The sequence below is a fragment of the Nocardia sp. NPDC004582 genome (assembly GCF_053602115.1).
In genome coordinates, this window is record NZ_JBSGCY010000053.1 from 1 (window position 1) to 26,495 (window position 26,495).

The 26,495-nt window shown below is 69.5% G+C and carries 30 protein-coding genes; 15 read left to right on the forward strand and 15 right to left on the reverse strand.

Annotated elements, in window-relative coordinates; all coding sequences use genetic code 11:
- Positions 1–30: 30 nt before the first annotated feature.
- Positions 31–1,128, reverse strand: coding sequence for an amidohydrolase family protein (locus ACWELJ_RS16815; RefSeq protein WP_452367040.1), 1,098 nt, complete (start codon positions 1,126–1,128; stop codon positions 31–33).
- 95 nt (positions 1,129–1,223) lie between these two features.
- Positions 1,224–2,462, reverse strand: a complete 1,239-nt coding sequence (locus ACWELJ_RS16820) for a serine hydrolase domain-containing protein (protein ID WP_452367041.1) — start codon at positions 2,460–2,462, stop codon at positions 1,224–1,226.
- A gap of 104 nt (positions 2,463–2,566) precedes the next feature.
- On the opposite strand from ACWELJ_RS16820, the gene ACWELJ_RS16825 reads away from it, so the two are divergent.
- Complete coding sequence (locus ACWELJ_RS16825; protein WP_452367042.1) at positions 2,567–3,115, forward strand: YdeI/OmpD-associated family protein; 549 nt, start codon at positions 2,567–2,569, stop codon at positions 3,113–3,115.
- A gap of 51 nt (positions 3,116–3,166) precedes the next feature.
- Here ACWELJ_RS16825 and ACWELJ_RS16830 read toward each other — a convergent pair whose 3' ends face one another.
- Positions 3,167–4,003, reverse strand: coding sequence for an LLM class F420-dependent oxidoreductase (locus ACWELJ_RS16830; protein ID WP_452367043.1), 837 nt, complete (start codon positions 4,001–4,003; stop codon positions 3,167–3,169).
- A gap of 22 nt (positions 4,004–4,025) precedes the next feature.
- Positions 4,026–4,436 carry a winged helix-turn-helix transcriptional regulator gene (locus ACWELJ_RS16835; RefSeq protein ID WP_452367079.1) on the reverse strand — a complete coding sequence of 137 codons (411 nt, stop codon included), beginning with the start codon at positions 4,434–4,436 and terminating at the stop codon, positions 4,026–4,028.
- Positions 4,437–4,715: 279 nt separating this feature from the next.
- On the opposite strand from ACWELJ_RS16835, the gene ACWELJ_RS16840 reads away from it, so the two are divergent.
- The gene (locus ACWELJ_RS16840) at positions 4,716–5,636 is read left to right on the forward strand and encodes an NADP-dependent oxidoreductase (protein ID WP_452367044.1); all 921 of its coding nucleotides are present in this window, start codon (positions 4,716–4,718) and stop codon (positions 5,634–5,636) included.
- On the opposite strand, the gene ACWELJ_RS16845 is transcribed toward ACWELJ_RS16840, so the two are convergent.
- On the reverse strand, positions 5,633–6,502 hold the full coding sequence (locus tag ACWELJ_RS16845) for an AraC family transcriptional regulator (protein WP_452367045.1): 870 nt from the start codon (positions 6,500–6,502) through the stop codon (positions 5,633–5,635). The genes ACWELJ_RS16840 and ACWELJ_RS16845 overlap by 4 nt on opposite strands.
- 185 nt (positions 6,503–6,687) lie before the next feature.
- Between ACWELJ_RS16845 and ACWELJ_RS16850 the strand changes: the two genes are divergently transcribed.
- Positions 6,688–7,686, forward strand: a complete 999-nt coding sequence (locus tag ACWELJ_RS16850) for a saccharopine dehydrogenase NADP-binding domain-containing protein (protein ID WP_452367046.1) — start codon at positions 6,688–6,690, stop codon at positions 7,684–7,686.
- Here the strand turns inward: ACWELJ_RS16850 and ACWELJ_RS16855 are convergent.
- From ACWELJ_RS16855 to ACWELJ_RS16865, 3 genes are all read right to left on the reverse strand, one after another.
- Entirely contained in the window at positions 7,683–8,243 is a 561-nt protein-coding gene (locus ACWELJ_RS16855) for a TetR/AcrR family transcriptional regulator (protein ID WP_357277145.1), read from the reverse strand. The genes ACWELJ_RS16850 and ACWELJ_RS16855 overlap by 4 nt on opposite strands.
- Positions 8,244–8,415: 172 nt before the next feature.
- On the reverse strand, positions 8,416–9,561 hold the full coding sequence (locus ACWELJ_RS16860; RefSeq protein ID WP_452367047.1) for an acyl-CoA dehydrogenase family protein: 1,146 nt from the start codon (positions 9,559–9,561) through the stop codon (positions 8,416–8,418).
- An 85-nt stretch (positions 9,562–9,646) separates the two neighbouring features.
- Complete coding sequence (locus tag ACWELJ_RS16865) at positions 9,647–10,486, reverse strand: TetR/AcrR family transcriptional regulator (protein WP_452367048.1); 840 nt, start codon at positions 10,484–10,486, stop codon at positions 9,647–9,649.
- On the opposite strand from ACWELJ_RS16865, the gene ACWELJ_RS16870 reads away from it, so the two are divergent.
- The 5 genes from ACWELJ_RS16870 to ACWELJ_RS16890 all read left to right on the forward strand — a co-directional run bounded on the left by ACWELJ_RS16870 (position 10,466) and on the right by ACWELJ_RS16890 (position 14,786).
- Complete coding sequence (locus ACWELJ_RS16870) at positions 10,466–10,681, forward strand: hypothetical protein (protein ID WP_452367049.1); 216 nt, start codon at positions 10,466–10,468, stop codon at positions 10,679–10,681. The genes ACWELJ_RS16865 and ACWELJ_RS16870 overlap by 21 nt on opposite strands.
- On the forward strand, positions 10,678–11,751 hold the full coding sequence (locus ACWELJ_RS16875; protein WP_452367050.1) for a hypothetical protein: 1,074 nt from the start codon (positions 10,678–10,680) through the stop codon (positions 11,749–11,751). The genes ACWELJ_RS16870 and ACWELJ_RS16875 overlap by 4 nt, the downstream gene beginning before the upstream one ends.
- Positions 11,752–11,867: 116 nt before the next feature.
- Entirely contained in the window at positions 11,868–13,319 is a 1,452-nt protein-coding gene (locus ACWELJ_RS16880) for an SDR family NAD(P)-dependent oxidoreductase (RefSeq protein WP_452367051.1), read from the forward strand.
- A gap of 296 nt (positions 13,320–13,615) precedes the next feature.
- Positions 13,616–14,392 carry an O-methyltransferase gene (locus tag ACWELJ_RS16885; RefSeq protein WP_452367052.1) on the forward strand — a complete coding sequence of 259 codons (777 nt, stop codon included), beginning with the start codon at positions 13,616–13,618 and terminating at the stop codon, positions 14,390–14,392.
- Positions 14,393–14,411: 19 nt separating this feature from the next.
- Positions 14,412–14,786: a DUF2784 domain-containing protein gene (locus ACWELJ_RS16890; protein ID WP_452367053.1), complete on the forward strand. Its 375-nt coding sequence runs from the start codon at positions 14,412–14,414 to the stop codon at positions 14,784–14,786.
- Here the strand turns inward: ACWELJ_RS16890 and ACWELJ_RS16895 are convergent.
- From ACWELJ_RS16895 to ACWELJ_RS16905, 3 genes are read right to left on the reverse strand one after another with little or no spacing between them, the layout of a single operon-like run.
- Entirely contained in the window at positions 14,770–15,522 is a 753-nt protein-coding gene (locus tag ACWELJ_RS16895) for a hypothetical protein (RefSeq protein WP_452367054.1), read from the reverse strand. The two genes, ACWELJ_RS16890 and ACWELJ_RS16895, sit on opposite strands and share 17 nt — an antisense overlap.
- Positions 15,519–16,346 (reverse strand): ABC transporter ATP-binding protein, encoded by an 828-nt coding sequence (locus tag ACWELJ_RS16900; RefSeq protein WP_452367055.1) that lies wholly within the window; start codon positions 16,344–16,346, stop codon positions 15,519–15,521. The genes ACWELJ_RS16895 and ACWELJ_RS16900 overlap by 4 nt, the downstream gene beginning before the upstream one ends.
- Positions 16,339–16,542, reverse strand: a complete 204-nt coding sequence (locus ACWELJ_RS16905) for a hypothetical protein (RefSeq protein ID WP_452367056.1) — start codon at positions 16,540–16,542, stop codon at positions 16,339–16,341. Before ACWELJ_RS16905 ends, ACWELJ_RS16900 begins: the two co-directional genes overlap by 8 nt.
- 90 nt (positions 16,543–16,632) lie before the next feature.
- Here ACWELJ_RS16905 and ACWELJ_RS16910 point away from each other — a divergent pair, with 90 nt between their 5' ends.
- Both ACWELJ_RS16910 and ACWELJ_RS16915 read left to right on the forward strand, forming a co-directional pair.
- Positions 16,633–17,193, forward strand: a complete 561-nt coding sequence (locus tag ACWELJ_RS16910; RefSeq protein ID WP_452367057.1) for a helix-turn-helix domain-containing protein — start codon at positions 16,633–16,635, stop codon at positions 17,191–17,193.
- A gap of 58 nt (positions 17,194–17,251) precedes the next feature.
- A complete protein-coding gene (locus ACWELJ_RS16915) occupies positions 17,252–18,004 on the forward strand; it encodes an O-methyltransferase (protein ID WP_452367080.1) in 753 nt (250 codons plus the stop codon).
- A 54-nt stretch (positions 18,005–18,058) separates the two neighbouring features.
- Here the strand turns inward: ACWELJ_RS16915 and ACWELJ_RS16920 are convergent, their stop codons facing one another.
- A complete protein-coding gene (locus ACWELJ_RS16920; protein ID WP_452367058.1) occupies positions 18,059–18,847 on the reverse strand; it encodes a thioesterase II family protein in 789 nt (262 codons plus the stop codon).
- Between the two features lie 65 nt (positions 18,848–18,912).
- Here ACWELJ_RS16920 and ACWELJ_RS16925 point away from each other — a divergent pair, with 65 nt between their 5' ends.
- The gene (locus tag ACWELJ_RS16925; protein ID WP_452367059.1) at positions 18,913–20,283 is read left to right on the forward strand and encodes a CoA transferase; all 1,371 of its coding nucleotides are present in this window, start codon (positions 18,913–18,915) and stop codon (positions 20,281–20,283) included.
- Between the two features lie 168 nt (positions 20,284–20,451).
- Positions 20,452–22,020 (forward strand): MFS transporter, encoded by a 1,569-nt coding sequence (locus tag ACWELJ_RS16930; protein WP_452367060.1) that lies wholly within the window; start codon positions 20,452–20,454, stop codon positions 22,018–22,020.
- A gap of 2 nt (positions 22,021–22,022) precedes the next feature.
- On the opposite strand, the gene ACWELJ_RS16935 is transcribed toward ACWELJ_RS16930, so the two are convergent.
- Positions 22,023–22,595, reverse strand: coding sequence for a TetR/AcrR family transcriptional regulator (locus tag ACWELJ_RS16935; protein WP_452367061.1), 573 nt, complete (start codon positions 22,593–22,595; stop codon positions 22,023–22,025).
- A 122-nt stretch (positions 22,596–22,717) separates the two neighbouring features.
- Here ACWELJ_RS16935 and ACWELJ_RS16940 point away from each other — a divergent pair, with 122 nt between their 5' ends.
- The 3 genes from ACWELJ_RS16940 to ACWELJ_RS16950 are packed head-to-tail and all read left to right on the forward strand — an operon-like array spanning position 22,718 to position 25,022.
- Positions 22,718–23,749: a nucleoside hydrolase gene (locus ACWELJ_RS16940; protein WP_452367081.1), complete on the forward strand. Its 1,032-nt coding sequence runs from the start codon at positions 22,718–22,720 to the stop codon at positions 23,747–23,749.
- On the forward strand, positions 23,746–24,633 hold the full coding sequence (locus ACWELJ_RS16945; protein ID WP_452367062.1) for an amidohydrolase family protein: 888 nt from the start codon (positions 23,746–23,748) through the stop codon (positions 24,631–24,633). The genes ACWELJ_RS16940 and ACWELJ_RS16945 overlap by 4 nt, the downstream gene beginning before the upstream one ends.
- Positions 24,634–24,659: 26 nt before the next feature.
- Complete coding sequence (locus ACWELJ_RS16950; RefSeq protein ID WP_452367063.1) at positions 24,660–25,022, forward strand: DUF1304 domain-containing protein; 363 nt, start codon at positions 24,660–24,662, stop codon at positions 25,020–25,022.
- Positions 25,023–25,026: 4 nt separating this feature from the next.
- On the opposite strand, the gene ACWELJ_RS16955 is transcribed toward ACWELJ_RS16950, so the two are convergent.
- Both ACWELJ_RS16955 and ACWELJ_RS16960 read right to left on the reverse strand, forming a co-directional pair.
- Positions 25,027–26,025 (reverse strand): zinc-binding dehydrogenase, encoded by a 999-nt coding sequence (locus tag ACWELJ_RS16955; protein ID WP_452367064.1) that lies wholly within the window; start codon positions 26,023–26,025, stop codon positions 25,027–25,029.
- Positions 26,025–26,477 carry a MarR family winged helix-turn-helix transcriptional regulator gene (locus ACWELJ_RS16960; protein ID WP_452367065.1) on the reverse strand — a complete coding sequence of 151 codons (453 nt, stop codon included), beginning with the start codon at positions 26,475–26,477 and terminating at the stop codon, positions 26,025–26,027. The genes ACWELJ_RS16955 and ACWELJ_RS16960 overlap by 1 nt, the downstream gene beginning before the upstream one ends.
- Positions 26,478–26,495: the final 18 nt, after the last annotated feature.

Sequence of the window (26,495 nt, forward strand, 5' to 3'; positions counted from 1 at the left end):
GGCGCGGCGGCGGCTGGTGGCGGGCCCGCCTCAGGCCGAGAGTGTCTGCGCGGGCGTGTGTTCGGTGCCCGCGCACCAGATCTTGCGGATGGCGCGGGTGGCGGTGATGTCGGCGAGGGGGTCGGCGTCGAGCAGGAGCAGGTCTGCGCGGAAGCCGGGGGCGATGGTGCCGCGGTCGGTGAGGCCGAAGTGGCGGGCGGGCGCGGTGGTGGCGGCGTTGAGGGCGGCGGCGGGGGTGAGGCCGGCGCGGACGAGGAGTTCGAGTTCGTGGTGCAGGCTCGCGCCGTGGGGCGGGTGGAAGGGGATGCCGGGCATCTGGTTGGCGTCGGTGCCCGCCAGGATCGGGACGCCCGCGGCGTGCAGGGCGCCGACGGTAGCCAGGGTGGCGGTGAAGTGCTGTGCGACGCCGTAGATTTCGGCGACGCCTTCCATCATGGCGAGGGTGGGGATGACCAGGTGGGCGCCGGTCGCGAGGCGGTCGATGTCGGCGGTGGGCACCCGGCCCGCGATGGGCACGTGGGTCAGGGCGTCGACTCCGGCGTCGATGGCCATGGCATACGCGCCGGGGGTGGAGGTGTGGGCGACGACGATCAGGTCGCGAGCGTGGGCGGCGGCCACGACGGCCTTGGCGGTGTCGACGTCGGGGCCCCCGTCGCCGGGCGCTTCCAGGATCAGCTTGATGTAGTCGCTACCGGCCGAGATACGTTGCGCCACCATGGTTTCGGCGTCATCGGGGTGACCGATGACGCCGACGTCGGCGATGCCGGGGACGTGGGCGTGCACGCCTGCGGAACCGATGATCGGCGCTCCGGCGCAGCGTACGGCGGTCGTGGCGGTGCGGGCGCGCGCCTGCTCGATCAGGCCGGTGTCGAGAGATCCCATGTCCAGGACGGTCGTGACGCCGTGGGCGGCATAGACATCCAGCGCCGCGGGGCTGTCGAGGTGGACGTGGGCGTCGATGAGGCCGGGGATAAGGATGGCGCCCTCGGCGTCGAAGGTGTCCGCGCCGTCGGCATCGGTGCCGATGCGGTCGCCGTCGAGGACGACGGTGGCCGGTTCCCCGATCGCGCGGCCGTCGAAGACGCGGACGTTGCGGATGGCCAGTTTGGTGTCAGATTCTCCCCACATCCGACAAATCTAGAACTCGTTCCACGTTCGGGACAAGATCGGATTCGGTGGCGGCCGAGTGGTTTCGGGCTCGCGCGGCCGCTGCGGCGCGGGTCTCAGGCGGCTCCGGCGGTGCGCTGGTCGATGCGGACGGCGGGTTGGCGGGCGCCGCGCAGGATCAGGTGCAGCAGGCCGACGAACAGGGTTTGGTCGAGCGGGCTCCAGGCCAGGGACATGCGGTTGTGGACGAATCCGACGGCGATGCCGGAGTCGGGGTCGGCCCAGCCCATCGGCCCGAGCAAGCCCATGTGCCCGTAGCCGCGGGGGGCGTGCGGGGACGGGAAGCTGTGATAGCCGACGTGCCAGAACGGGATGACCAGGGCACGGTCGAGTTGGTAGGTGCGGATGCGTTGCAGGCCGCGAACGGTTTCCGGTGACAGGTAGGTGCGGCCGTCGACGGTGCCGCCGCCCGCCAGGGCGCTGTACATCTTGGCCAGGGCGGGGGCGGTGCACACGGCGTTGCCGGCGGGCAGGGCGGTATCGAGGATGGCGGGGCGGTCGCCGCGGAAGATCGCTTCCAGGCCGGGGACGTAGAGGGAGGAGATCGGGGACCGCAGCAGGCGTGGCAGTTGCGGGACCGCGGTGGCGATCGGGCCCGGGATGGTGTGCTCGGCAAGGTTTTTCAGCGATCCGACCAGGTCGGCGGGGCGGGTGCGGGACCCGGCGGGCGGGCGGCCCAGGTGGATGCCGTCGACGCCGAGGGGTTCGGCGACCTCGCTGCGGTAGAGGCGGGTCATGTCGTGGCCGGTGATGGCGCGGGCCAGCCCGGCCATGAGCCAGCCGATGGTGAGCGCGTGGTAGATCGGTTTGCCCAGCAGGTGATCGGGTTTCGCGGCCGCGAGGCGCTGTTCCATGAGTTCGTGGTCGAGGACTTCGTCGGGGGTGAGCGCGGGCAGCCCCGAGAGTCCGGCGCGGTGGCTGAGCAGTTCGGTGACGGTGATGCGGGCTTTGCCGTTGGCGGCGAACTCGGGCCAGTACTCGGCGACGGGGGCGTCGTAGTCGAGCAGGCCGCGATCGGCGAGGCGCGCGAGCACGGTGGCCGAGACACCCTTGGACGCGGAGTACACCATGGCGCCGGTGTCGGCGGTCCAGGGCGTGCCGTGCGCGTCGGCGGCGCCGGCGTGGATGTCGACGACCAGTTCGCCGTCCTGATACACCGCCAGCGCGCCGCCGTTGCCGTGGCGTCCGGCCAGGACGCGGGCGAATGTTCGTATGGCGGAATCGAATCGGGGGTCGGCGGTGCCGTGCACCCCGGTAGGCAGTCCGGCAGCGGCGGCGGATCGCGAGGTCGTCATCGAATTACGGTAGCGGCACGACCACCACCCCACAAGATGTGTCTGGGACAATTGTTCGGCGTGGCTTGGCGATTGGTGTCGGTGCCTGCTGTCACAGTGGCGGTATGGATTCGGTGTTCTTCCACGACGCGGACGCCTTCGACGCGTGGCTCGAGGTCAATCACGGGCGCCCGGAAGGGGTGTGGATTCGGATGGCGAAGAAGGGCACGCGGATCGCGTCGCTGACCGAGGACGAGGCGGTGGACGTGGGGTTGTGCTGGGGGTGGATCTCCGGGCAGCGCAAGGGACTCGACGCGCAGTATTACCTGCAGAAGTATGTGCCGCGCCGGGCGGGCAGTTTCTGGTCGCAGGTCAATGTGGACAAGGTGGCGGCGTTGAGCGCGGCGGGGCGAATGCGCGGGCCGGGGCTGGCACAGGTGGAGGCGGCGCGCGCGGACGGGCGGTGGGCGGCGGCGTATCCGTCGCAGGCGAACTTCACGGTGCCACCGGATTTGGCGGCGGTCCTGGCTGAGCGGCCGCGAGCCCGGGCCGCGTTCGAGGCGCTCGACCGCACCGGCCAGTATCTGATCGTGTTGGACGTGGTGCGGACCAAGACGGCCAAAACCCGAGCTTCCCGACTGGATAAGGCCGTGAACGGGCTCGAAAACCGGTGAGGCCGGCTGATTCCGGGCGGCAGGCGTGATGCGTGCCGCCCGGAATCGGGGTCAGTTCCGGTCCAGCCCCAGGGCCGGGGCGAGAGCGCGCAGGGTTGCGGGGACGTCGTCGCCGACGACCTGGATGCCGACGTGGTCGGCTCCGGCGCGCAGGTGCTCGTGCAATCGGTCGGCGATGCGGGCGGCGGTGCCGTGGGCGACGACCGCGTCGATGTACCGGTCGCTGCCGGGGACGGTCAGGTCGGTGTCGTCGAATCCGAAGCGGCGCAGGTTGTTGGTGTAGTTGCTCAACCCCAGGTAGAAGCCGGCGCGGTCGCGGCCCTGGATGCGGGCGCGGGTCGGGTCGTCGTCGAGGACCACCTTGTGCTCGACCGCCAGCAGGGCGTCAGGGCCGAGGATCGCGCGCACTTCGGCGGTGTGTTCGGGGACCGTCAGGTACGGCAGGGCTCCGGCGCTGCGGTCGCGGGCCAGTCGCGCCACCCGCGGGCCCAATGCCGCCAGGGCGCGCCCGTGCTGGGGGACGCCGCGGGCGTCGAGCACGTCGAGGTAGTTGACCAGCGCGTCATAGGGTTTGGTGTAGTCGGCGGTCTGTTCGCGGTGGCCCGCGCCGATGCCGAGCAGGAAGCGGCCGGGGAATTTCTCCTCCAGCCGCAGGTAGGTATCAGCGGCGGCCTCGGGCGCCGAGGCCCACACATTGACGATGCTGGTGGCGATCACCAGTGATTCGGTGGCGGCGAGCAGCTGCTCGTAGCCGTCGAAGTCGGCGGGCGGGGAGCTGCCCAGCCAGATCGTGCCGTAGCCCAGTTCCTCGAGTTCACGCGCCGATTCGGGCGTGAATTGCGGATACGGCTGCCACACACCGAACTTTCCCACGTTGTCGAATGCCATATCGGCTCGCAACATGCCGCGATCAATCGGCATTCCCGCTGCGGTGATCGAATTCGGCGCGGGCGAGCAGCACATCGTCCATGTGCCCTTCGGCCCACTGCTGGAGCTGGGACAGGATCGGCAGCAGGCTCATCCCGAGCGGGGTGAGCGAATAGTCCACGCGCACCGGCACTTGCGCGGTCATCTCCCGCGCCACCAACCCGTCGCGTTCGAGGGTGCGCAGGGTCTGGGTGAGCATCTTGTTGCTGACCGCGGCGACGGTGGCGCCGAGCTCGCCGTAGCGGCACGGCCCGTCGGCGAGGGCGGCCAGGATCAGGCACACCCATTTGTCGCCGAGAGTGTCGAGGAGCTTGTTGGTGGGGCAGGCCGCGAGGAAGGCGTTGTAGTCGACCTTGGCCTTTTCCCGGCGTTGAGCGGCGGTGGTGGTCGTCACCATGGCGACAGCGATGCAGGCGCGCGCGGGTATTCCCATTTGCTCGCGGCCAATTCTATTCCCGTCCCGGATTCCCGGCACGCACCGTCGGATTCCCGGCGCGCTGAATGCTTGCCACGACCGCTCACCCGGTGGTGGCCTGGGTACTTTCAGGTGCCTACTGGCCGCGGACGTCCGGCCCGTCATACGGTGAGACCACGCCCCGCACCGACCGATTCATCGAGGCGGCCGCGTTCCACCGGTGGACCTTCATCCCTTCGCAGTCTCAGGAGCATTTCCATGGTTGCTGTTGCCTTTTCCCGTTTCGGCGGGCCGGAGGTCCTCGAGGTCATCCAGACACCCACCCCGGCGCCCGGGCCCGGCGAGGTGCTGGTGAAAGTCGCTGCGTCCCCGGTCAATCCGATCGACATCGCCGCGCGCGCCGGAGCGTTGTCGGCACTGTTGCCCGCCCAGGAGTACTGGGTGCCCGGGATCGAGTTCGCCGGCCACATCGAGGCGGTGGGCGCGGGGGTCGACGCCGCGCAGGTCGGGCAACCGGTCATCGGGTTGATCCCATGGCTGGCCACCTTCGCCGGCAGCTACACCGACCACCTCGTGATCTCGGCCGATCTGGTCGCAGCCGCACCGACCAATGTCGATCTCACCTCCGCCTCGACCCTGCCACTCAACGCGATCACCGCCGATCTGGCCGTCTCCCGCGCCGGAGCGGCGGCGGGCAAGACGGTGCTGGTCACCGGCGCGGCCGGTGGTGTCGGCGGCTACGCCGTGCAGCTGGCCACCGCCCTGGGCGCGAAGGTGATCGCAGTCGCCGGAGCCGGGGACGAGGATCTGGTGCGTCGCCTCGGTGCCAGCGAATTCGTCGCGCGCGGAGACGATCTGGCGCAGCGTGTGGGCGCGGGCAGTGTCGATGCGGTCATCGACGCCGCGCCGATCGGCGAGTCGCTGCTGCCGGTGGTGCGCGACGGTGGTGCGTTCGTGGCGGTGCTGGCGCCGTTCGCTCCGGCCGCCGAGCGCGATATCACCGTGACGACCGTGCAGCAGGCCCCCGACGGCCGCCGCCTGGCCGAACTGGTGAACCTGGTCGAGGCGGGCACCCTGACCCTGCGGGTCGCCGAAACCTATCCCCTGGCCCAGGCCGCCGAGGCGCACGCCCGCTTCGAGAAGGGTGGCGTGCGCGGGCGGCTGGTGCTGCTGCCCTAGGCGGCCGCGGGCCGCCCCTGAACGCGGAATCGTCCGGGTGCCACCCCGAATTCTCGCTTGAATGCCTTCGCGAACGCGTATTCGGAGGTGTACCCGGACTTTTCGGCGACCACCCGCAGCAGTACATCGGTGTCGCGCAGCAGCTTCGCCGCGCACGTCATGCGCCACCATGTCAGGTAGGTCAGCGGACCGGTGCCCAGGGTGGCGGTGAAACGTTGCGCGAACACCGACCGCGACAATCCCGCGCGGGCGGCCAGCGACTGCACAGTCCACGGCGCGCCGGGCTCGGAGTGCATGGCGGCGAGCGCGGCATGGATATCCGGATCTCGTAGTGCGGCAACCCACCCTGAGTCGGCGGGATGCGCCTCGTGCCAGGCGCGCAGCATGAACAACAGCAGGACCTCGAGCAGTGGCGCGATGGCGCCGGAACCGCCGGGGGTGCCGAGTTCGTGACCGAGCAGGTCGATCGCGGCGCGCAGCGGGCTGTGGTGGCCGACGCGGGCGGGCAGGTGGATCACATCGGGCAGTTCGGCCAACGCCGGGTGGGGGCGGGTGTCGTCGAGAGAGTAAGCGCCACACAGCAATACGGTCTCGATCGCGGCCGTGGCCGAACCAGGCTCGCTGTCGGGGCGGTCGGCGATGGCGTGCCCGCGGCTGCGCGGCATGAACGCGACATCACCGACCTGAAGATGAATCGGGTCGCCGTTGTCGGGCAGCAGCCAGCACGAACCTTGCAGCACCACATGGAAACCGGCGCTGTTGCCCGCGGCGGGAAAGTGGCTACGCCAGCTGCCGCGCTGCACGGTGCGGTTGGAATGCGGTGTGCCCAGCCGCATCGCGGCGACCGCGTCACTGAGGATGTCCACGAATCCCACCGTACCGGTGACCGACCCAGTTCCGGACGATCGGATATCGGGACCAGACTTTCGAGCATGGATCGTCCGGGCGGGGCTGCCTAGCGTGGGTTGCGAGCCGATTCCGGCCCAATCCCTTCCCCGATGGAGTTGTCCCCCATGCGTATTGCCGTGCACGGCGCGAGCGGTTTCACCGGTTGCTCATCGTCGCCGAACTCGCGCGCCGCGACCTGTCCCCCATCCTGGTCGGCCGCGACGAGACCCGCTTGCGGGCCGTCGCCGCCCGCACCGGGGTTCCCGACGCCGAGATCCGGGTGGCGGCCCTCAACGACACCGCCGCCCTGGCCGCCGCTTTCGCCGACAGCGACGCGGTGATCAATGCCGCCGGACCGTTCACCCGGTGGGGCGAGCCGGTGGTGCGGGCCGCGATCGCCGCCCGCCGCCACTACATCGACACCACCGGCGAGCCCGGCTACCTGCACACCATCCTGTCCACCTATGACGAGCCCGCGAAACAGGCTGGGGTCGCGGTCGTTCCGGCCGTCACCGACGACGGCGTGCCCGGGGATCTGATCGCCGCGCTCACCGCGGCCCGCCTCGACGCCCCGCTGCGGCAGGTCCGCATCGCCGATCTGCGCCGCCCGGGCGCTGCCTCGCGCGGCACGGCCCGTTCGATGGCCGCCATCGCGGTACTCGAGCAGATCGAATACCGCGACCGGACCTGGCAATCGGCGCACGAAGCGGCCACCTCCCTCGTCGAACCCGGCGAACAGGAACCGGTGGCGGTGACGCCGCTGGCCTTGCCGGGCGTCTACACCATCCCGCGGCACCTCGACACCCCGATCGTGCGCGGGGTGATCCGCACCGAGATGGGTGAGATCTTCGCGGGCCTGGGTGGTGAAGTCGCCGAGACGATTCCGGAGATCCCCGACGCCGACGCCTTGGCCGCCTCGCGCTGGTTGATCCTGGCCGAGGCGACCGGCGTCGACGGCAGCCGGGCGCGGGGCTGGGTGAGCGGGTTCGACCCGTACGCGGCCACCGCGGTCATCGCCGCCGAGGCCGCGCGCCGCCTGGCCCTCGACGGCGCCCCGGCCGGAACTCTCGCGCCCGCGCAGGCTTTCGACGCCGCGAGCTTCCTCGGCTATCTCGCCACGCGGGGCGTGCAGTGGCAGGTCGAGGAGCTCGCGAGCGTCTAGGGGTTCGCGTCGACCTTCGGGAACGTCTCGGCCACCAGTGTGGTGAGCGCGTCGGCGAGCAGATGGTGCACCTGCTCGCGGGTCAGGCTGCCACGCACGATCCATTCGCGCCCGGCGGCCTTGACCAGACCGCCGTAACAGCGCACCAGCGCCCGCAATTCGGCCGAATGCAGCGAATCGTCGAGACCCATCATCGCCACCATGCGGTCGGCGGCGGCGTAGTCGGCCTCGTCGAGGATGCGCTGCACCTCCGGATCATCGCCCACGCCTTCGTGACCGGTGACTTTCACCCAGGTACTGCCGTGCTCACCGATGGTGTCGAGCAGCCACGCCACACTGGCGTCCACCCGTTCCCGCAGCGAACCGGCGGGCACCGCCATCTTCTCCGGCCGCGGCAGCGTGACCATGCGGCGCACCACCGCCAGGTACAGGTCGCGCTTGTTGCCGAAGTAGTGGTTGATCAGCCCGCGCGCCACCCCGGCCCGCTGGGCCAGCTCGGCGGTGGACACCGCCGCGTAGGGGCGCTCGCCGAACATGTCGATCGCGCAGGACAGAATCTGCGCGCGACGTTCGTCGGGCTCGAGGCGACGACGGCGCGTGGCGCCGTCATCGACCGAGGAGTCGGTGTTACCGCCGGGCCTTGGTGGCGCGGTGGCGTCAGAGTTACCGCCGGGCCTTGGCGGCGCGGTGGCATCAGAGTTACCGCCGGGCCTTGGCGGCGCGGTGGGGTCAGAGTGAGCGGGCAATGAGATCCTTCATCACCTCGTTGGCTCCCGCGAGGATTCGCAGGACCCGAGCGCCGGTGTACAACTGCGAGATCGGGTATTCGGTCATGTATCCGTAGCCGCCGAAGAACTGCAGGCAGCGATCCACCACATTACCGAGTTGATCGGTCAACCAGTATTTCGACATGGCCGCGGTGGGGATATCGAGCTCCCCGCGCAGGTGCTTGCTGATGCAGTCGTCGAGGAACACGCGCCCGACCTTGGCGATCGTCGCGCACTCGGCCAGCTCGAACCGGGTGTTCTGCATGGCGTAGAGCGGTTTGCCGAACGCCTCACGACCCTTGGTGTAATCGACGGTCAGCTGCACGGCCTTCTCGGTCATGGCGACCGCGAGGATGGCGGTGACCAGACGTTCCTGGGCCAGCATCTGCATCATCTGATAGAAGCCCTGGCCCTCGGCCTGCCCGAGCAGGTTCGACGCGGGCACCCGCAGGCCGTCGAAGAACAACTCGGCGGTGTCCTGGGCCTTGCCGCCGATCTTGGACAGGATGCGGCCGCGCTTGAAACCGGGGGTCTCGTCGGAGACCTCGGCGAAGATCAGCGAGACCCCGGCCGCGCCCTGGGTGGGGTCGGTCTTGCAGGCGATGATGATGCCGTCGCACAGCCAGCCGTTGGAGATGAAGATCTTCGAGCCGGTGATGACGTACTCGTCGCCCTCACGCACCGCGCGAGTCTTGATGTTCTGCAGATCCGAGCCGGTGCCCGGTTCGGTCATGCCGATGGAGAGCACCATCTCGCCGCCGGCCGCCTTGGGCAGCACGCGCTGTTTGAGTTCCTCGGAACCGAATTCGTGAATGTAGGGCGCGATGATCGAGGAGTGCACCGACATGCCCAGGGAGCCGTCCCCGGCATGGGTCTGGGCCTCGATGATGGCCGCCTCGTGGGCGAAAGTGCCGCCGCCACCGCCGTATTCGGCCGGAATGGCCGCGCACAGCAGGCCCAGTTCGCCGGCCCGGTTGTAGAGGGCGCGGTCGGGGTGGCCCTGTTCGACGAACCTCTCGGTGTGCGGGATCACCTCCTTCTCGAAGAAGGTGGTCGCCAGAGTCCGTACCGCCTCGACCTCGTCGTCGCTCCATGCGGGGCGTGCCATCGCAGATCCTTCGTTTGCCTGAGTGGGGGCGCGAGAGCGCCTCGCCCCTCAGCGTGCACGGCTATTGGCGTTGTGTCAACAACTGTCAATAATCGGTCGCACGAGACTGATTCACCTGCGCGAACGTCGTGAAGATCGGCACGTCCGGATCCGCCGCGATCCCCTGACGCCGCAGAAAACCATCGATCAACCCCCACACCAACTCCGTCGCCCGCGCCACGAACTCCGCGGTCTGCGCCGCGGACGGCTCATCCGAACCCGACAACCACAGATCGGTGATCGACACCACCGCACCGGTCAACGCCCGCGACAGATAATCCAGCCCGTCGGTCTCCAAAGGCACCGCCTCGGCCACCGACCGCGCCAGCTTCTCCAACCGCACCGCCGCCTCGCGACCCAGATCCAGCTGCAACACCCCCGACCCGGACTGCTGAACCACCGGAGCCTGCCCCAGATAGCGGAAAACGTTGGGGTGCTCCAGAATTCCCCGCGCGTACTCGGAGAACACCCGGGTCAGCGCCGCCTGCGGCGGCTGCAACATCACCGTCATGTCCGCCCCCGCCGCCGCGAACGCCCGCCGCGACATCCGCGCCGCGATCTCGGTGAACAAGTCCCCCTTGTCCGCGAACTGCCGATACAGCCGCGGCTTGGTGATCCCCGCCTCACGCGCGATGTCATCCATGCTCGGACGCGGACCCGCCCGATCGATCACCCGGATCGCCGCGTCCACAATGTCCTCACGCGACACCAGCCGAGTCCCCCCGGCACTGCTACGAACCACCCGCGCAGCATACATGTACCGCCGGTACGCCAGGTCCACACGACAATCCCTCTTGATTTCGGACCGAACGTACTGCCAGTATCGAAACCCGTACCGGCAGTACGCACAACCGGAAAGACGACGATGTCCGACCCCGCCCGCCAACTCGGCGACACCCTGCGCGCACCCCTGCCCGCAGCCTTCGACCAGCTCCCCGACACCGACCTGGCCGAACTCCACCGCCTCCTCGAGGCCGCCAAGACCCACCGCCGCACCACCCTCGACGCCGCCCTCGGGTCCTCCCTCGACTTCGTCCCGCGCCTCATGCGCCCCGCCGTCAAGAAAGCACTGGGTCTATGAGCGACCACCTCGCCGGCGTCGCCGAAACCACCAAACTCGCCCGCGTCCTGGGCCTCGACGACCCCACCGAACTCGACTTCCTCGTCGACCTCCCACCCGCCGCCCTGCGCGAATACCGCGAACGCGTCACCGACCTGCTCTTCGACCGCGACGCCAAACGCATGAAGGCCATCGCCACCGCCAGCGCCATCGTCCCCGTCGCCATCAGCTCCAAAATCGCCGAACGCGCCTTCGGACCCATCCTCTGCGCCGCCGTCGCCGGCGCCGTCGAACCCCGCCGCGCCGTCGACATCGCCAAGAACCTCACCCCGGCCTTCCTCGCCGCGGCCGCCGTCCAACTCGACCCCCGCCGCACCGCCGCCATCATCGCCGCCGTACCCGCCACCATGGTCACCGACGTCGCCCGCCAACTCCTGTCCCACGGCGACCACATCACCATGGGCCGCTTCGTCCACGTCATCCCCGAACCCGCCCTGCGCGCCGCCGCCCCCGTCATGAGCGACCCCGACCTACTGCGCATCGGCTTCCTCCTCGAAGACAAAACCGCCATCGACCGCGTCCTGCACATCGTCGCCGACCGCGTCCCCGGCATCATCCGCGCCGCCCACGACCAGCAGATGTGGGCCGAAGGCATCGACCTGCTCGACAACATCGCACCCCACAACCGCGCCTGGATCGGCGACATCACCGCCGAACTCGGCGACGACGTCCTCGACAGCCTCATCACCGCCGTCACCGAACTCGACGCCTGGACCACCCTGCTACCCATCACCAGCGCCATGAGCCCCGACAGCCTGCGCCGATTCGCCGCACGCCCCGACGTCCACGACGAACACACCCTCACCGCCATCATCGACGCCACCGCGGCCCACGACCTCTGGCCCCAAGCCCTGCCACTCATCGACGCCGCCCTCACCACCGACACCCCGGAAGTCGTGTGGCACACCCTCATTCGACGCCGCGCCGACATCCCCGCACCCGTGCTCACCCGCCTCACCGAACGCGCCCGCGAACTCGGCCACGACCACCACGCCGACCGACTCGAACCCCTCGGCACCGCCGCCACCTGAGCACGCCACCGCCCACCACGCCCGGCCCCGCCCACGGCCGGGCGACCCGCACCCGCGGCGCTCTGGGAGAATGGCTCGGTCCACCACCCCGTACACGAAGGATCACCGCAGCTCCGATGGCCGAGCAGACCACCCCGACCGACACCCCGGCCATCGACCCCGCCGACCTGGCCACCTGCCTGCGCGTCCTGGAACAAGCCGGACAGCTCGACAAGGACCACCCGGACTCCGTCACCGTCCAGCGCGCCGTCGGGCACATGTTCAAGAAATTCAAGCGCAACAAGCGCATCGCCACCCGCGACGCCATCTCCGCCGCCGACAAGGAAGTCGTGGCCGCCACCGCCACCGGCTCACCCAACCGCATCGACGACGAAACCGCCGGGATCCCGATCAGCTCCACCACCGACGGCGGCAGCGCCGGAACCCTGCTGCGACCGCGCCCCTGCTACATATGCAAACAGCGCTATACCCGCGTGGACGCCTTCTACCACCAACTCTGCCCCGACTGCGCCGCCAAGAGCCACGCCAAACGCGACGCCGGCACCGACCTCACCGGCAAACGCGCCCTGCTCACCGGCGGCCGCGCCAAGATCGGCATGTACATCGCCCTGCGCCTGCTGCGCGACGGCGCCCACACCACCATCACCACCCGCTTCCCCAACGACGCCATCCGCCGCTTCGCCGCCCAGCCCGACAGCGCCGACTGGCTGCACCGGCTCCGCATCGTCGGCATCGACCTGCGCGATCCGGCCCAGGTCGTCGCCCTCGCCGACGACGTCGCCGCCCACGGTCCGCTCGACATCCTCATCAACAACGCGGCCCAGACCGTCCGCCGCTCGGTCGGCGCCTACAGCGCCCTCGTCGAAGCCGAGAACGGACCGCTGCCCGCGGGCGAGCTGCCCGACGTGATCAGCTTCGGCAAGACCATGCAGGCGCACCCGACCGCGCTCACCGCATCGCTCACCCCGAACCTCACCGCCGCCGACATCACCGACCTCGCCCTGGTCGCGGGATCGGCCACCCCCGAACGCATTTCGGCCGGCGTCGCCATCGACGCCGGCGGACTGGTGCCCGACCTCGCGCACACCAACAGCTGGGTGCAGAACGTCGGCGAGGTCGACGCCACCGAGCTGCTCGAGGTGCAGCTGTGCAACTCGGTCGCGCCGTTCATCCTCATCTCCCGACTACGCCCGGCCATGGCCGCCGCGCCCGCCCGCCGCAAGTACGTCGTCAACGTCTCGGCCATGGAGGGCGTCTTCGCCCGCGGCTACAAGGGCGCGGGCCACCCGCACACCAATATGGCCAAGGCCGCGCTGAACATGCTGACCCGCACCAGCGCCCGCGAGATGTTCGAATCCGACAAGATCCTCATGACCGCCGTCGACACCGGCTGGATCACCGACGAGCGACCGCACTACACCAAGGTCCGCCTCGCCGAGGAAGGCTTCCACGCACCCCTCGACCTGGTCGACGGCGCGGCCCGCGTCTACGACCCCATCGTCCGCGGCGAAGCCGGTGACGACTTGTACGGCTGCTTCCTCAAGGACTACGAACCCTCCAACTGGTAGCCGGTCCCCCACCGACCCAGCCCCCTCTCCTCCTTGCTGTTTTTAGAAGGTGAGGGGGCTGTTTCTTGACCTTTCTCCAAGGAACGAGGATTCATGTTTAGATGCGCATATCTACGTAAACACATGTGTGATCTATCGAGATCAGCTTTCGAGCGGGTCCGACGGTCGTCAGAATTGGACGCGGGAACCTCCCTACCCTGCGGGTTTCGCCTCTTCATCCGCTCGCTGTCCCCTACCCCGGCGTCCACATCGCAGGGTCATAATCGATGCACTCCCCCACCAGGATGGGTGACCTCATGAGCGCTAAGTCTGTGGTTGACGGACTGCGGGAGCGGTTGCCGTTCCTGCGGTGGTCGGTGATCCGATTCGCGTTGGGCGGGCCGACTTTCGCCCGCACGGGACAGGTCGGCGACGGGCGAGAGGAGGCGGCGCGGCAGTTCGTGCTGGCTCATGGGAACGCCGGCGATCCGGACAGTGTGCTCGCGGCGTACGACGACTTCGCGCGGACCCGCAGCATGCTGGTGAACGTCGGCGACGAGAAGGGGCTGATCCTGGACGCGGCGGTACGCCGAGCCGTCCCCGCCCTGGCGCTCGAGCTGGGTGGTTACTGCGGGTACAGCGCGGTCCGGATCGGGCGGGCGCTGGCACCGGACGCGCGGCTGGTGTCGGTGGAGTTCAATCCCGACAATGCCGCGATCGCGCGGACGCTGCTCGCGCACGCGGGGCTCGCCGATCGGGTGTCCGTCGTGGTGGGCACCATCGGTGACGGTGGCGGTACCGTGCGCCGTCTGGTGGAGGAGCACGGATTCGGTCCCGGCGCACTCGATTTCGTCTTCCTCGACCACGACAAGAAGGCCTATCTGCCGGACCTGAAGACGATCCTGGAGGCCGGCTGGCTGCACCCGGGCAGTCTCGTCGTCGCCGACAATGTCCGTGTTCCGGGAGCGCCGGACTACCTGCGGTACATGCACGAGTCCGAGGGCGTCGCATGGCACACCGTCGAGCACGACACCCACGTCGAATACCAGTCGCTGCTCAAAGATCTCGTGCTGGAGTCGGAGTACCTGGGCTGACCGCACCTATCCTGGGGTCATGGTCTACCGGCTGCTGGCCGACGCGACCGCGGTCGTGCATTTCGCGTTCGTGGCCTATGTCGTGGTGGGCGGGTTCATCGCCTGGCGCTGGCCGCGCACGATCTGGCTGCACCTGCTCGCCTTCGGGTGGGGGTTCGGCACCGTGCTGTTCACGGTCGAGTGCCCGCTGACGAACCTGGAGAACTGGGCGCGCCACCGCGCGGGCGAGGCGGGGTTGCCGCCCAGTGGGTTCATCGACCACTACATCACCGGGGTGCTCTATCCCCGTAGCGCGTTGACCGAGGTGCGGGTGCTGGTGGTGGTGTGCGTGATCGTGTCCTGGGTGGGCCTGTACCTGCTGTCGCGGCGGCGGGCCGTCACACCGGGGCCTTGATCGCGCGGATCGGTGTCGTCAAGGCCGCGGCGAGGGCGAGGCCGGTCGCGATCACCAGGGCCAGCAGGGATTTCGCGGCGTCGGCCGGAGACCAGCCACCGGCTTCGATGACGGGTTGCAGGGCGGTGGTGGGCAGGTACCGCTGCATGGCCGGGACGGTCGACAGCAGCAGGCAGATCACGTACAGCCCGGCGGTGACCGCGGCCGCGACGCCCGCCGACCCGAGTCGCGCCGCCAGCGCCGCGGTGAACATCGCGAACAGCACGATCGCGAGGGCTTGCACCGCAAGCGAACCCAGCGCCGGCGCCAGTGGATAGGATCCGAACAGCGCCCAGCATTCGTAGAGCGCGACCGCCGCCCCGATGGTCGCGGCCACCGCGATGACTGCGGCGGAGACGAGCAGGCGCGGCAGATACAGCCGCACGGGCGACACCTCCCGGCTGAAGTAGAAGATGCCGACGGGATCGGTATCGCAGATCGCGCACGCCTGCGCGGCCAGGATCATGGCCACGGCCGCCACGAGCAGCCCGGTGTTCTTCACATACTGCTGCAACCCGTCCCGCCAGTCCGGCACCCGCAGCAGCTTGATGTCGGCCGAGTTCCCGATCAGGTCGGGCAGATACTTGGCGCCGAACAGCGAGACGCAGCCGAAGAGTACGAACGCCGCGGCCAGCGCCACGAGCCGCCGGGTCCGCACCCATCGCAACCACTCCACGCGTAAGACGGTGCTGTTCATGCCTTCTCCCCTATCGCGGCGAAGAACGCGTCGGTGAGAGTGGGACGCGTGATCCGGATATCGGCGAGCTCGCCGCTGTGCACGGAGGCGTCGGCCAATGCCGCACCCCACCCCGCGTGTTCGGCTTCGATGGTCCGCCCGTCCCTCATCGCGATGCGCAGGGTCGGCGCGGTGGTGTGCTGGTTCAGGAAGTCCCCGGTCTCCCCCGCGAAGACGACCCTCCCCCGATGCAGGACCAGCAGCCGGTCGGCCAGGTCCTCGACGTCGGCGAGCAGATGACTGGAGAACACGACGGTCATTCGTTCACCGAGTTCGCGCATCAGGGCCAGCACGGCCGCGCGGCCCTCGGGATCGAGTGCGCTGGTGGGTTCGTCGAGGATCAGCACCTCGGGTGCGCGCACCAGCGCGGCGGCGATGCCCAAGCGCTGCAGCATGCCTCGCGAGAATCCGCCGACGCGGCGGTGGGCATGCCGTTCCAGGTCGACGGCCGCGAGCGCCGCGTCGTCCGGCCATCCACCGGTGTCGCGGACCGCGCCGATGGCGCGGGACTGCGCGAGCACCTCCCGCGCCGACAGCCACGGTTCGAATCCCGGTGTGTCCGGGCAGTATCCGACCGCGCCGAGTCCGATCGGCACCCGCACCGCGCCCGCGCCGACCGGTTGCAGGCCCAGCACGCCGCGAATGAGGGTGGTCTTGCCCGCCCCGTTGAGTCCGATCAGTCCGACGACGCCGGGTCCGTCCACGGTCCAGTCGACGCCGTCGAGGGCGGTGAAGTCGCCGAAGCGCACCGAGACGCCGGTGACCTCGAGGTACGGCTCAGCCACGGGCGCCGCCACTTTCGCGACCCACCGTCAGGTAGATGATCCCGCCGATGGGAATGCTGACCACGCAGATGATCGCCCACGCCCATGTGGGCAGGTACTTCACCTGGGACCGGGACAGGTCGTACCAGCAGAAGCCGACGAACCCGACCGCGATCACGATCAGCGGGACCAGTGCTGCCACCGGAATGTTGGACACCGCGATTCCTCTCCCCGTTCGACCCGTCCATTGTTACCAGATCTGAGAACATTATCAAGGACGGTAGCCTGCGCTGCTAGTGTCGACGCGGTGAACTCCGTCGAACTTCTGCTCCATCCGGTTCGGCTGCGCATCGTGCAGGCCTTCCTGGGCGATCGGACCCTCACCACCAGCGAACTGAACGCCGAGCTCGGCGATGTGCCCGCAGGCAGCCTGTATCGCCACGTCGCCCGGCTGGTGGCCGCCGAGGTCCTCGATGTGGTCGCCGAGCGCCGGGTGCGGGGCACCATCGAACGCACCTACCGGCTGCGGCTGGCCGCCGCTCAGCTCACTCCGGAGCAGCTGGACGCCATGGGCCCCGAGGACCATCGGCGCGCCTTCATGGCCTATATCGCCGGCGTCATGGCCGATTTCGACCGCTACGTCGACCGCGGCGATATCGACTACGTCCGCGACGGGGTGGGTTACCGGATGGCGGGGCTGTGGCTCGACGACGACGAATTCGCCGCCCTCGGCGCCGACCTGGGCCGGATCATCGCGGCCCGGCTGGCCAACGGCCCCGGGCCGGGCCGCAGACGGCGACTGCTACGGACCATCGTGATCCCCGACGATCCGGCCGCCGCGGGCGAATCCGCTTCGGGGCGTGCATAATCGCGCTGTTGTCGAAGTGACTTAAGGGGTTTTCATGGGTGGCTCATCGATCGCGACGATGTTCCGGGAGCGGGTGGTGTATCCGGTGCGTACCGCGATCAGCACGGTGTGGGGAATCGGGACCTTCACCCGCACCGGGCAATTCGGTGACGGGCGCGAGGCGGCGGTGCGCGATCACGTGCTCGCCACCGCCGCGCAGGGCGACCCGGACAGCGTGCTCGCCGCCATCGACCGGTTCGCGCGCACCCGCAGCAATCTGGTGAACGTCGGCGACGAGAAGGGCCTGCTGCTGGATGCCGCGGTGCGCCGGGCGAATCCGACGCTGGCCCTGGAGCTGGGCACCTATGTCGGCTACAGCGCGGTCCGCACCGCCCGGGTGCTGCCCGCGGGCGCGCGGCTGATCTCGGTGGAGTTCAGCGCCGCCAATGCGGAGGTGGCGCGCGCCATCATCGCGCACGCCGGATTCGCGGACCGGGTGACCGTGGTGGTGGGCACCATCGGCGACGGCGGCGAGACCATCCGCGCGCTCGCCGAGGAGCACGGGATCGGCGAGGGCGCGGTCGATTTCGTCTTCGTCGACCACGACAAGTCGGCCTACCTCGCCGACCTGAAGCACATTCTCGACGCTGGCTGGCTGCACCCGGGCACCATCGTGGTGGCCGACAACATGCGTATCCCCGGCGCGCCGGACTACCTGACCTACATGCGCGAAGCCGAGGGCACATCGTGGCGCACCGTGGAACACGACACCCACATCGAGTACCAGTCCTTGCTCAAGGACCGGGTACTCGAGTCGGAATACCTGGGCTGACAGGCCGACCCGCCGCCGGCATGGCGCGGCAGCGGTCCGCGGCGGTCCGGGGGCTCAGTTCGAGTCGCCGGACGCCGCCGTGGTCAGCGCCCGGGTGATCGAATTCGCGAGAGCGGCGATGTTCTCGGGCAGGTCGAGGTAGAAGTGTCCGCCTTCGAAGGTGGCGAGATCGAAACGGGCGGCGGTGAAGTCGCGCCACTGCCCGGCCTGGGCGGCCGAGGTGGTCGGGTCCGAGGAGCTGACCAGGGCGGTGATCGGCGTGCGCAGCGGCGCGCCGGTCTCGTGGCGGTAGGTTTCCACCGCGCGATAGTCGGTGCGCACCGCCGGGAGGACCAGATCGGCCAGCCCCGGTTCGTCGCGCAGGATCCGCACCGAGGCCGGATCGTTCGACAGCCGTTCGAGTTCGGCGATGAGGCCCTCGTCGGGGCCTTCGTGCAGGCGTCCGGATTCCTCGTGCACCGGCGCGGGACGTCCCGATACGAACAGGTGCGTCACCTCGCGCCCGCCCGCCTCGACCCGGCGGGCGGTCTCGTAGGCGACGGTCGCGCCCATGCTGTGCCCGAAGATGGCCAGGCGCACGTCCTTCGGCCACGCCAGCAGGTCGGTGGCGGCGTGCCCGGCCAGTTCGGTGAGCGCGGGGACGGGCGGGTCGCCCAGGCGGTCCTGCCGGCCCGGGTACTGCACGCCGAACACCGCGGTGCCCGCGCCGAAGCGTTGGGCCAGTTGCCGGTAGGCGCCGACCGAGCCGCCGCCGGGCGGGAAGCACACCAGCACGGTCTCGGGGGCGGGATCGGGCTTCAGTTCACGCAGCCACGCGGTTCCGGGGAGTCGATGGGCACTCATCCGATCGAGTATGCCCCGAGACATCGTGTCGGGCTCACAGGCGGTCCCGGCGTTAGAGTCGGCCCGTGGGCACCTATGACGCATTGGTTCGCGATTACGAGACCGGGATCGGGGTCACCGGGACGCCGGTGCCGCCACTGGATCCGGGCGCGAATCTGGCTGCGACACTGCCGGTCTGGGCGCTGGCAGGGGGCGCGGTCGCGGCCTTCGCCGGTGCGGCGGACCGGTGGCGCGGCGCCTGCGGGGTGACCCCGCTGCACAGCGTCGTCGATCCCGGTCGTGTCGCGGCGGCCTTCCAGAGCGACAGGCTGCTGCGGATCGATGGGCGGCAGCCACGGATGTTCGCGGAATTGTCGGGCTTCTTCGAAGCCGCGGACGCCTGGGTGCGGACGCACGCCAACTACCCGCACCATCGGACGCGCTTGTTGTCAGCACTGGATCTGCCCGCCGAGGCCGGGCGCGAGGATTTCACCCGACGCGTCGCGACGCTCACCGCTGCCGACATCGAACAGCGGGCAGCCGAACACGCCGCCATAGCGTTCCGGGTGCGTACCGAGCAGGAGTGGGCCGACAGCCCGCCGGGCCGGGCGGGCGCGGCGGGCCCGCTGGTCGCGGTCGACATCCGCAGTGACGAGGGCGCACTCGACTCGCCCTGCGCCGCAACGGCCTTGCTTCCGCTGCGCGGGATCCGGGTGCTGGATCTGACCCGGGTGATCGCCGGTCCGGTGGCGACGCGGGCATTGGCCCTGCTGGGAGCCGATGTGCTGCGGATCGACCCGCCCGGGTTGCCGGAGATCGACTGGCAGTTCCTGGACACCTGTCAGGGGAAGCGCTCCACTGTAGTCGATTTGCGCACCGGACTTCCGGTATTTCGCGAATTGATCAGCAATGCAGACATAATCATCTCCGGTTACCGACCGGGCAGCTTGGAACGGCTCGGAGTGCGGCCCGGCGATATTCGTCCCGGAATTGTGCACGGCCGAGTTTCGGCGTGGGGTGAACACGGCCCGTGGGGCGATCGGCGCGGTTTCGACAGCATCGTGCAGGCCACATCCGGAATTTCTCTGATCGAAGGCACGCGGGATAATTCGCGCGCCGAACCGGTCGTGGGCGCGCTCCCGGCCCAGGCGCTGGACCACGCCAGCGGGTACCTGCTGGCGGCGGGCGTGCTGGACGCGCTGTGCGCGCGCCGGGCCGACGGTCGCGGCCGCGATGTCCGGGTCGCGCTGGCCCGCACCGCATCCTGGCTGATCACCGCACCGGGCCGGACACCCGGCCACGCGGACGCACTGGTCCCGGATCCGCGCTACGCGGTGACGCACGCGGCGGTACGTACCATGGGCCCGGCGCTGAGCGAGTATCCGGACCATCCGTGGCCCGCTCCAGCGTACGGATCGAGCGCCCCCGACTGGAAAGCCCGACCGGACGGTTCGTAACTTCGGCGAATGTATACAAGCTGCTGCAAACACACCCGCAAGCACATCCGCGAAATAGTCGAATTGCCTTGCAATGCAGCACTTTCGACACGCCGCACTTATCCCACGCCCGGCGTTAATAAATGAGACCCTGAAACCGACATCAAAATTGTCGACCTGTGTGTCGACATGCGGATGGAGGACGTCACCGTGGACACACCTGCTCCCTTGCTCACCGCCGCCGGCGACGTCGGCGCCACCAAGGTAGGGAGACGGGAATGGGCCGGACTGTCGGTGCTCGCACTGGCGTGCCTGGTCTACTCGATGGACCTGACGGTCCTGCACCTGGCGGTGCCGCAGATCAGCGAGGTACTGCGGCCGACCAGTTCCCAATTGCTGTGGATCATCGACGTTTACGGATTTCTCGTCGCGGGGCTGCTGCTCACCATGGGCACCATCGGCGACCGCATCGGCCGCCGCCGGTTGCTGATGGTCGGCGCGGCCGCCTTCGCGGCGATCTCGGTGATCGCGGCCTTCGCGCCGTCCGCGCCGGTGCTCATCGCCTGCCGGGCACTGCTCGGTGTCGCCGGAGCCACCCTCGCGCCCTCCACGCTCTCGTTGATATTCACCATGTTTCGCGATCCCGGGCAGCGGTCGATCGCCGTGGGGGTCTGGGTGGGCTCCTACTCGGTGGGCGGATCCATCGGCCCGCTGGCGGGCGGGCTGATGCTCGAACACTTCTGGTGGGGTTCGGTGTTCCTGCTCGCGGTGCCGGTCATGCTGCTGCTCATCGCGCTGGCGCCGCGAGTGCTGCCCGAATTCCGCGACCCCGACGCCGGGCGCCTGGATCCGGTGAGCGCCGCGCTGTGCACGGCGGCGGTGCTGCTGGTGGTGTTCGGCATGAAGCAGGCCGCCCAGGACGGGCCCGGCCCGGTCGCGGTGGCCGCGCTGATCGGGGGGCTCACGATCGGGGTGGTCTTCGTTCGGCGCCAGCTCACGACGCCGGAGCCGATGCTGGACCTACGACTGTTCCGACTAGGCAGCTTCCGGACCGCCCTGACCATCAATATGGTCGCGATCTTCGTGGCCTTCGGATACGCCCTGTTCGTGGGCCAGTATTTCCAGCTGGTGCTGGGCATGTCGCCGCTGCGCGCCGGGCTGGCCACCATCCCCGCGGGCCTGGGCTTCATGGTCGGCTCGCAGCTGGGGCCGCGGGTCATGAAGGTGGTGCGGCCGGCCTACATGATCGGCGCGGGCATGGCCATGGCCGCCTGCGGGCTGCTGCTGCTCACCCGGATCACCACCTCGGGCGGCGTGGAGCTCACCATCGTGGCGTCGCTGCTGGTGTCGTTCGGTCTGGCACCGGTTTTCGGGGTGACCACCGAGCTCATCGTCGGCACCGCGCCGCCGGAGCAGGCGGGGGCGGCGTCCGGGCTCTCGGAGACCGGGGCCGAATTCGGTGGCGCGCTCGGGATCTCGATCCTCGGCAGCATCAGCATCGCCATCTATCGCAATCAGCTCAATGCCGGCCTGCCCTACGGCATGCCGGAACCCGATGCCCGCGCCGCGCGCGACACGCTCGGCGCCGCGCTCGAAGTGGCCCGGACCATGCCGGGCAGACTGGGCGCCTCCGTGGCCGACGCGGCCAAACACGCCTTCCTCACCGGCATGCACCTGACCTCGGCGATCGCGGCGGGGGCCGCGCTGCTGCTGGCCGTCATCGCCGTGACCCGGCTGCGGCACGTACCGCCCAGCTGAGCTCATTCGCCCCGGATCGCCGCCACCGCGGTGGTCAATTCGTCGCCGTCGAGCCAATCGGCGCCGGGCGCGACGATCATCTGCACAGCCAGGCCCTGGAACAGCACGAACAGCAGCTTCGCCACCGCGGCGGCCTGGTCGTCGGTCAAATCCGGATGCACCGCTCGCACCGAGGCCGCGATATCCCGGTGCGCCTCCGCGCTCGCCTCGGCCATGAAGACCTGCTGTGCCGGATCGCGCGCGATCTGCAAACCGTTCTCGGTGCTGAGCAGCAGCCCGTCGCGATTGTTCTGGACCACGTCCACGAAGCCGTTCCAGGTGGCGGCCAACGACTCCCAGAGGGTGCGCCCCTCCCCCGCGTCGCGAATGGCCGCGTCCATGCCGTCGCCGATCTGCGTGCCGACGCCCACCGTGATGGCCTCGGTGACCAACTGGTCCTTCGAGCCGAAGTGATAGCCGATGGCGGCGAGGCTGACACCGGCGGCACTCGCGATATCCCGGGCGGTGACCTTCGCCAGGCCGCGCTCGAGGACGGCCTGGCGCGCACCCGCCAGCAGGTCTTCTCGATTTCCCATGACCTCACCCTAGCAGCGTCTAAGACATTCGTTCCAGACGCCCGTATAAAACGTGTGGCCGGGCCTCGGAGCCATCCGGCATCGACCCCGCTACCCTCGAAGCCGTGCGGCAGAAGATCCTCATGGACAACGACACCGGCATCGATGACGCGCTGGGCCTGCTCTACCTGCTCGCCTCTCCCGAGGCCGAGATCGTCGGAATCGCCTCCACCGCGGGCAATGTGCCCGCGCCCCGGGTGGCCGCCAACAACCTGGCGCTCCTCGATCTCGCGCGGGCCCCGGAAATCGAAGTGGCGCAAGGGGCGCTGACACCCCTGGCGGTGCCGCTGCGCACCACCGAGGACACGCATGGCCCGCAGGGGGTCGGATACGCCGAGCTCCCGCCGGGCAAACGGGCACTGTCGAGTCGATCGGCCGCGCAGCTGTGGGTCGATCTGGTCCGCGAGTACCCCGGCGAGATCGTCGGACTGTGCACCGGCCCGCTCACCAATCTCGCCCTGGCGCTGCGCATGGAACCGCAACTGCCACAGCTGCTCCGGCGGCTGGTCATCATGGGCGGGGCGTTCAATCATCCGGGCAACACCACCCCCACCAACGAGTGGAACGTGCACGTGGACCCGGAGGCGGCCAAGGAGGTCTTCGACGCCTTCTCCGCCGCGCCCGCCGACCGCCGCCCGATCGTCTGCGCGCTCGACATCACCGAGACCATCGAGATGAAGCCCCCGCACCTGGCGCTGCTGGCCGAACGGGCGGGCAGCACGCCGGTGGAGCTGGTCACCGAAGACGATCCGCCACACGCTCGTTCGAAGGCGAGCAATCCGCTGGTGCGGTTCCTCACCGACGCGGTGCGCTTCTACTTCGACTTCCACAAGCTCTACGACCAGGGCTATCTGGCGCATATGCACGATCCGTTCGCGGCGGCGGTGGCACTGGACCCGAGTCTGGCCGTCACCAAGCCCGCGACGGTCGACGTGGAGTTGACCGGAACCCTCACCCGCGCCACCACCGTGGCCGACTGGGCGGGGATGTGGGGCCGGGAACCCAACGCGGACATCGTGGTCGCGACCGGGCCCGAGGAATTCTTCGAGCGGCTGATCGGCCGCGTCGGCGATTACGCGCGGACGGTGTTCGCGGAAGGAGATACCGACCGGTGACCGGCGGAACAGACCTCGACTACGTCACCGGATTCCGTGAGCGCCTCGGATTGCCCGGAATCATCGACGTGCATACGCATTTCATGCCCGAGCGAGTGCTGCGCAAGGTGTGGGGCTATTTCGACACGGCCGGGCCGCTGGTCGGTCATCGTGAATGGCCGATCACCTATCGCGACGAGGAGCAGGTGCGACTGAAGACGCTGCGCGGGTTCGGGGTCAGCGCCTTCACCTCGATGATCTATCCACACAAACCGGACATGGCGGCCTGGCTCAACGGCTGGTCCGCCGATTTCGCCGCCCGCACGCCGGACTGCCTGCACACCTCGACCTTCTATCCGGAGCCGGGCGCGCCCGAGTACGTGCGCGCGGCGCTGGAGTCGGGGACGCGAATCTTCAAGCTGCACATCCAGGTCGGCCACTACCACCCGGCGGATCCGCTGCTGGACGAGGTGTGGGGCCTGATCCAGGACGCGGGGACGCCGGTGGTGATCCACTGCGGATCCGGGCCCGCCGCCGGGGAATTCACCGGTCCCGAACCCATCGCGGCCCTGCTGCACCGGTTCCCGCGACTACGGCTGATCATCGCGCACATGGGCGCGCCCGAATACCGTGAGTTCCTCGACATCGCGCAGGCCCATGACAGCGTCCTTCTCGACACCACCATGAACTTCACCGATTTCTTCGAGGCCGCGGACCCCTTCCCCACCGACGAACTCCCCCGCGTGCGCGATCTGGGCGACCGCATCCTGTTCGGCAGCGACTTCCCGAACATCCCCTACCCGTACGGGCACGCGCTGTTCGCGCTGGAGCGCCTGGACCTCGGCGACGACTGGCTGCGCGCGGTCTGTCACGATAACGCGGCACGTGTCTTCGCTCTCGGGTAGGAACCTTCACGAAAGGCGGGCCGGTCATGCGGTTGGTCGCGGAAATCCTCGTCGGATTGCTCGCCGCGTTGCACGTCTACATCCTGGTCATGGAGATGTTCCTGTGGACCACGCCGCGGGTTCGCGCGAGCTTCGGCGCCACCGCCGAATTCGCGCAGGAGACCAAGGTGCTGGCCGCCAATCAGGGCCTCTACAACGGTTTCCTGGCCGCGGGCCTGATCTGGGGCCTGATCGCCGCCGATCCGGTCGGCCAGGCCGCGAAGATCTTCTTCGCGGCCTGCGTGGTGGTGGCCGGACTCTACGGCGCGGCCACCGCGAGCCGGCGGATCCTGTTCGCCCAGGCGGTGCCGGGCGCGATCACGCTGGCCGCGGTGCTGATCGCCGGGTAAGCGGCTAGCTGCCGGAGACCCTGAGCGCGATCTTGGCGTTGCGGCCCGGCCGTTCGCTCGCCGCGGCGGCCTCGGCGGCCTGCTCGAGCGGGTAGGCGGTCTCGACGGGCAGATCCAGCACGCCCTGGGCGGCCAGGGTGACCAGTTCGGTGATGAGCCGGCGGCGCGCCTCGCCGCCGATCTCCTCGGCCCGCTTGGAACCCCAGAAGCCCTTCACCACGGCCTGTTTGAAGATGATCGGGCCGGGATTGAGCACCAGCGGCTGCCCCGACAGCGCACCGAAGGTGATGAGTTCGCCGCGCGGCGCCAGCACCGTGAGCAGGTCGTTGGCGGCCTTCCCGCTGACCTGGTCGACGGCGCGCACGATCGGCTCACCGCCGGTGACCTCGGCGGCCCGCTGGACCCAGTCCGCGGACTCGGTGTCGAGCACCGGTTCGAAACCCAGCTCCCGCAAGGACTTCGCGGCGGCCTCGCTGCGCACCAGATTGAGCACCTCGACACCGCGGGCGCGCGCCAGCAGGTTGAGCAGCCGCCCGACCGCGCCATTGGCGGCATTGATCGTGATCCACTGCCCGGGCTCGACATTCAGGTCCTCGAGCAGCATGAGCGCGCTCAGCGGCATGGCCAGCAGCTGGCTCGCGGTGGCGTCGGACACCGAGTCCGGCACCGGCACCACACCGCCCGCCTTCGCCACGAAATACTCCGCCCACGCGCCCTGCACACCCGAGACCGTCACGCGCTGACCGACTTCCAGGCCGGTGACGCCCGCGCCGAGGGCGTCGACGCGGCCGACCGCCTCGGTGCCGGGGACGGCGGGCAGCTCCGGCCGGTAGCCGTAGATGCCGCGAATGATCGCCAGGTCGTGATTGTGGATCGGGGCCAGCGTGGTCGCGACCCGCACCTCGCCCGGACCGGGCTCGGGCACCGGCCGTTCCGAGGAGGTCAGCACGTCCTTCGGCTCGCCGAATGCTTCGATGACCACCGCGCGCATGGGAGCGTTCATCAGGGGTTCTCCTTCGATCGGGGGTGGGCGGCCAGGGCCGCGGTGAGCCGTTGCAGCGTCGTCCGCAGGTCGGCCAGTTCGGTGGAGGACATGCCGGAGATCCGCTCGGCGCGTCCGGGGATGTGGCAGGCGGCCGAGCGCAGTGCGCGGCCGCGATCGGTCAGGCTGATCTCGACGCGGCGTTCGTCGGCCGTGGAGCGCCGGCGGGCCACGAAACCAGCCGACTCGAGCCGCTTCAGCAGGGGTGAGAGCGTGCCCGAGTCCAGGTCCAGCGCGGCGCACAGGTCGCCGACAGTTCGCTCGTCCCGCTGCCAGAGCGCGGCCAGGACCAGATATTGCGGATAGGTGATGCCGAGCGCGTCGAGCTTCGACCGGTACAACCCGGTCATCGCCCGCGACGCCGCGTACAGCGCGAAGCACAGCTGGTTCTCCAGCGCCTGCTCATCGGTCACGTACAACACGGTAGCCGG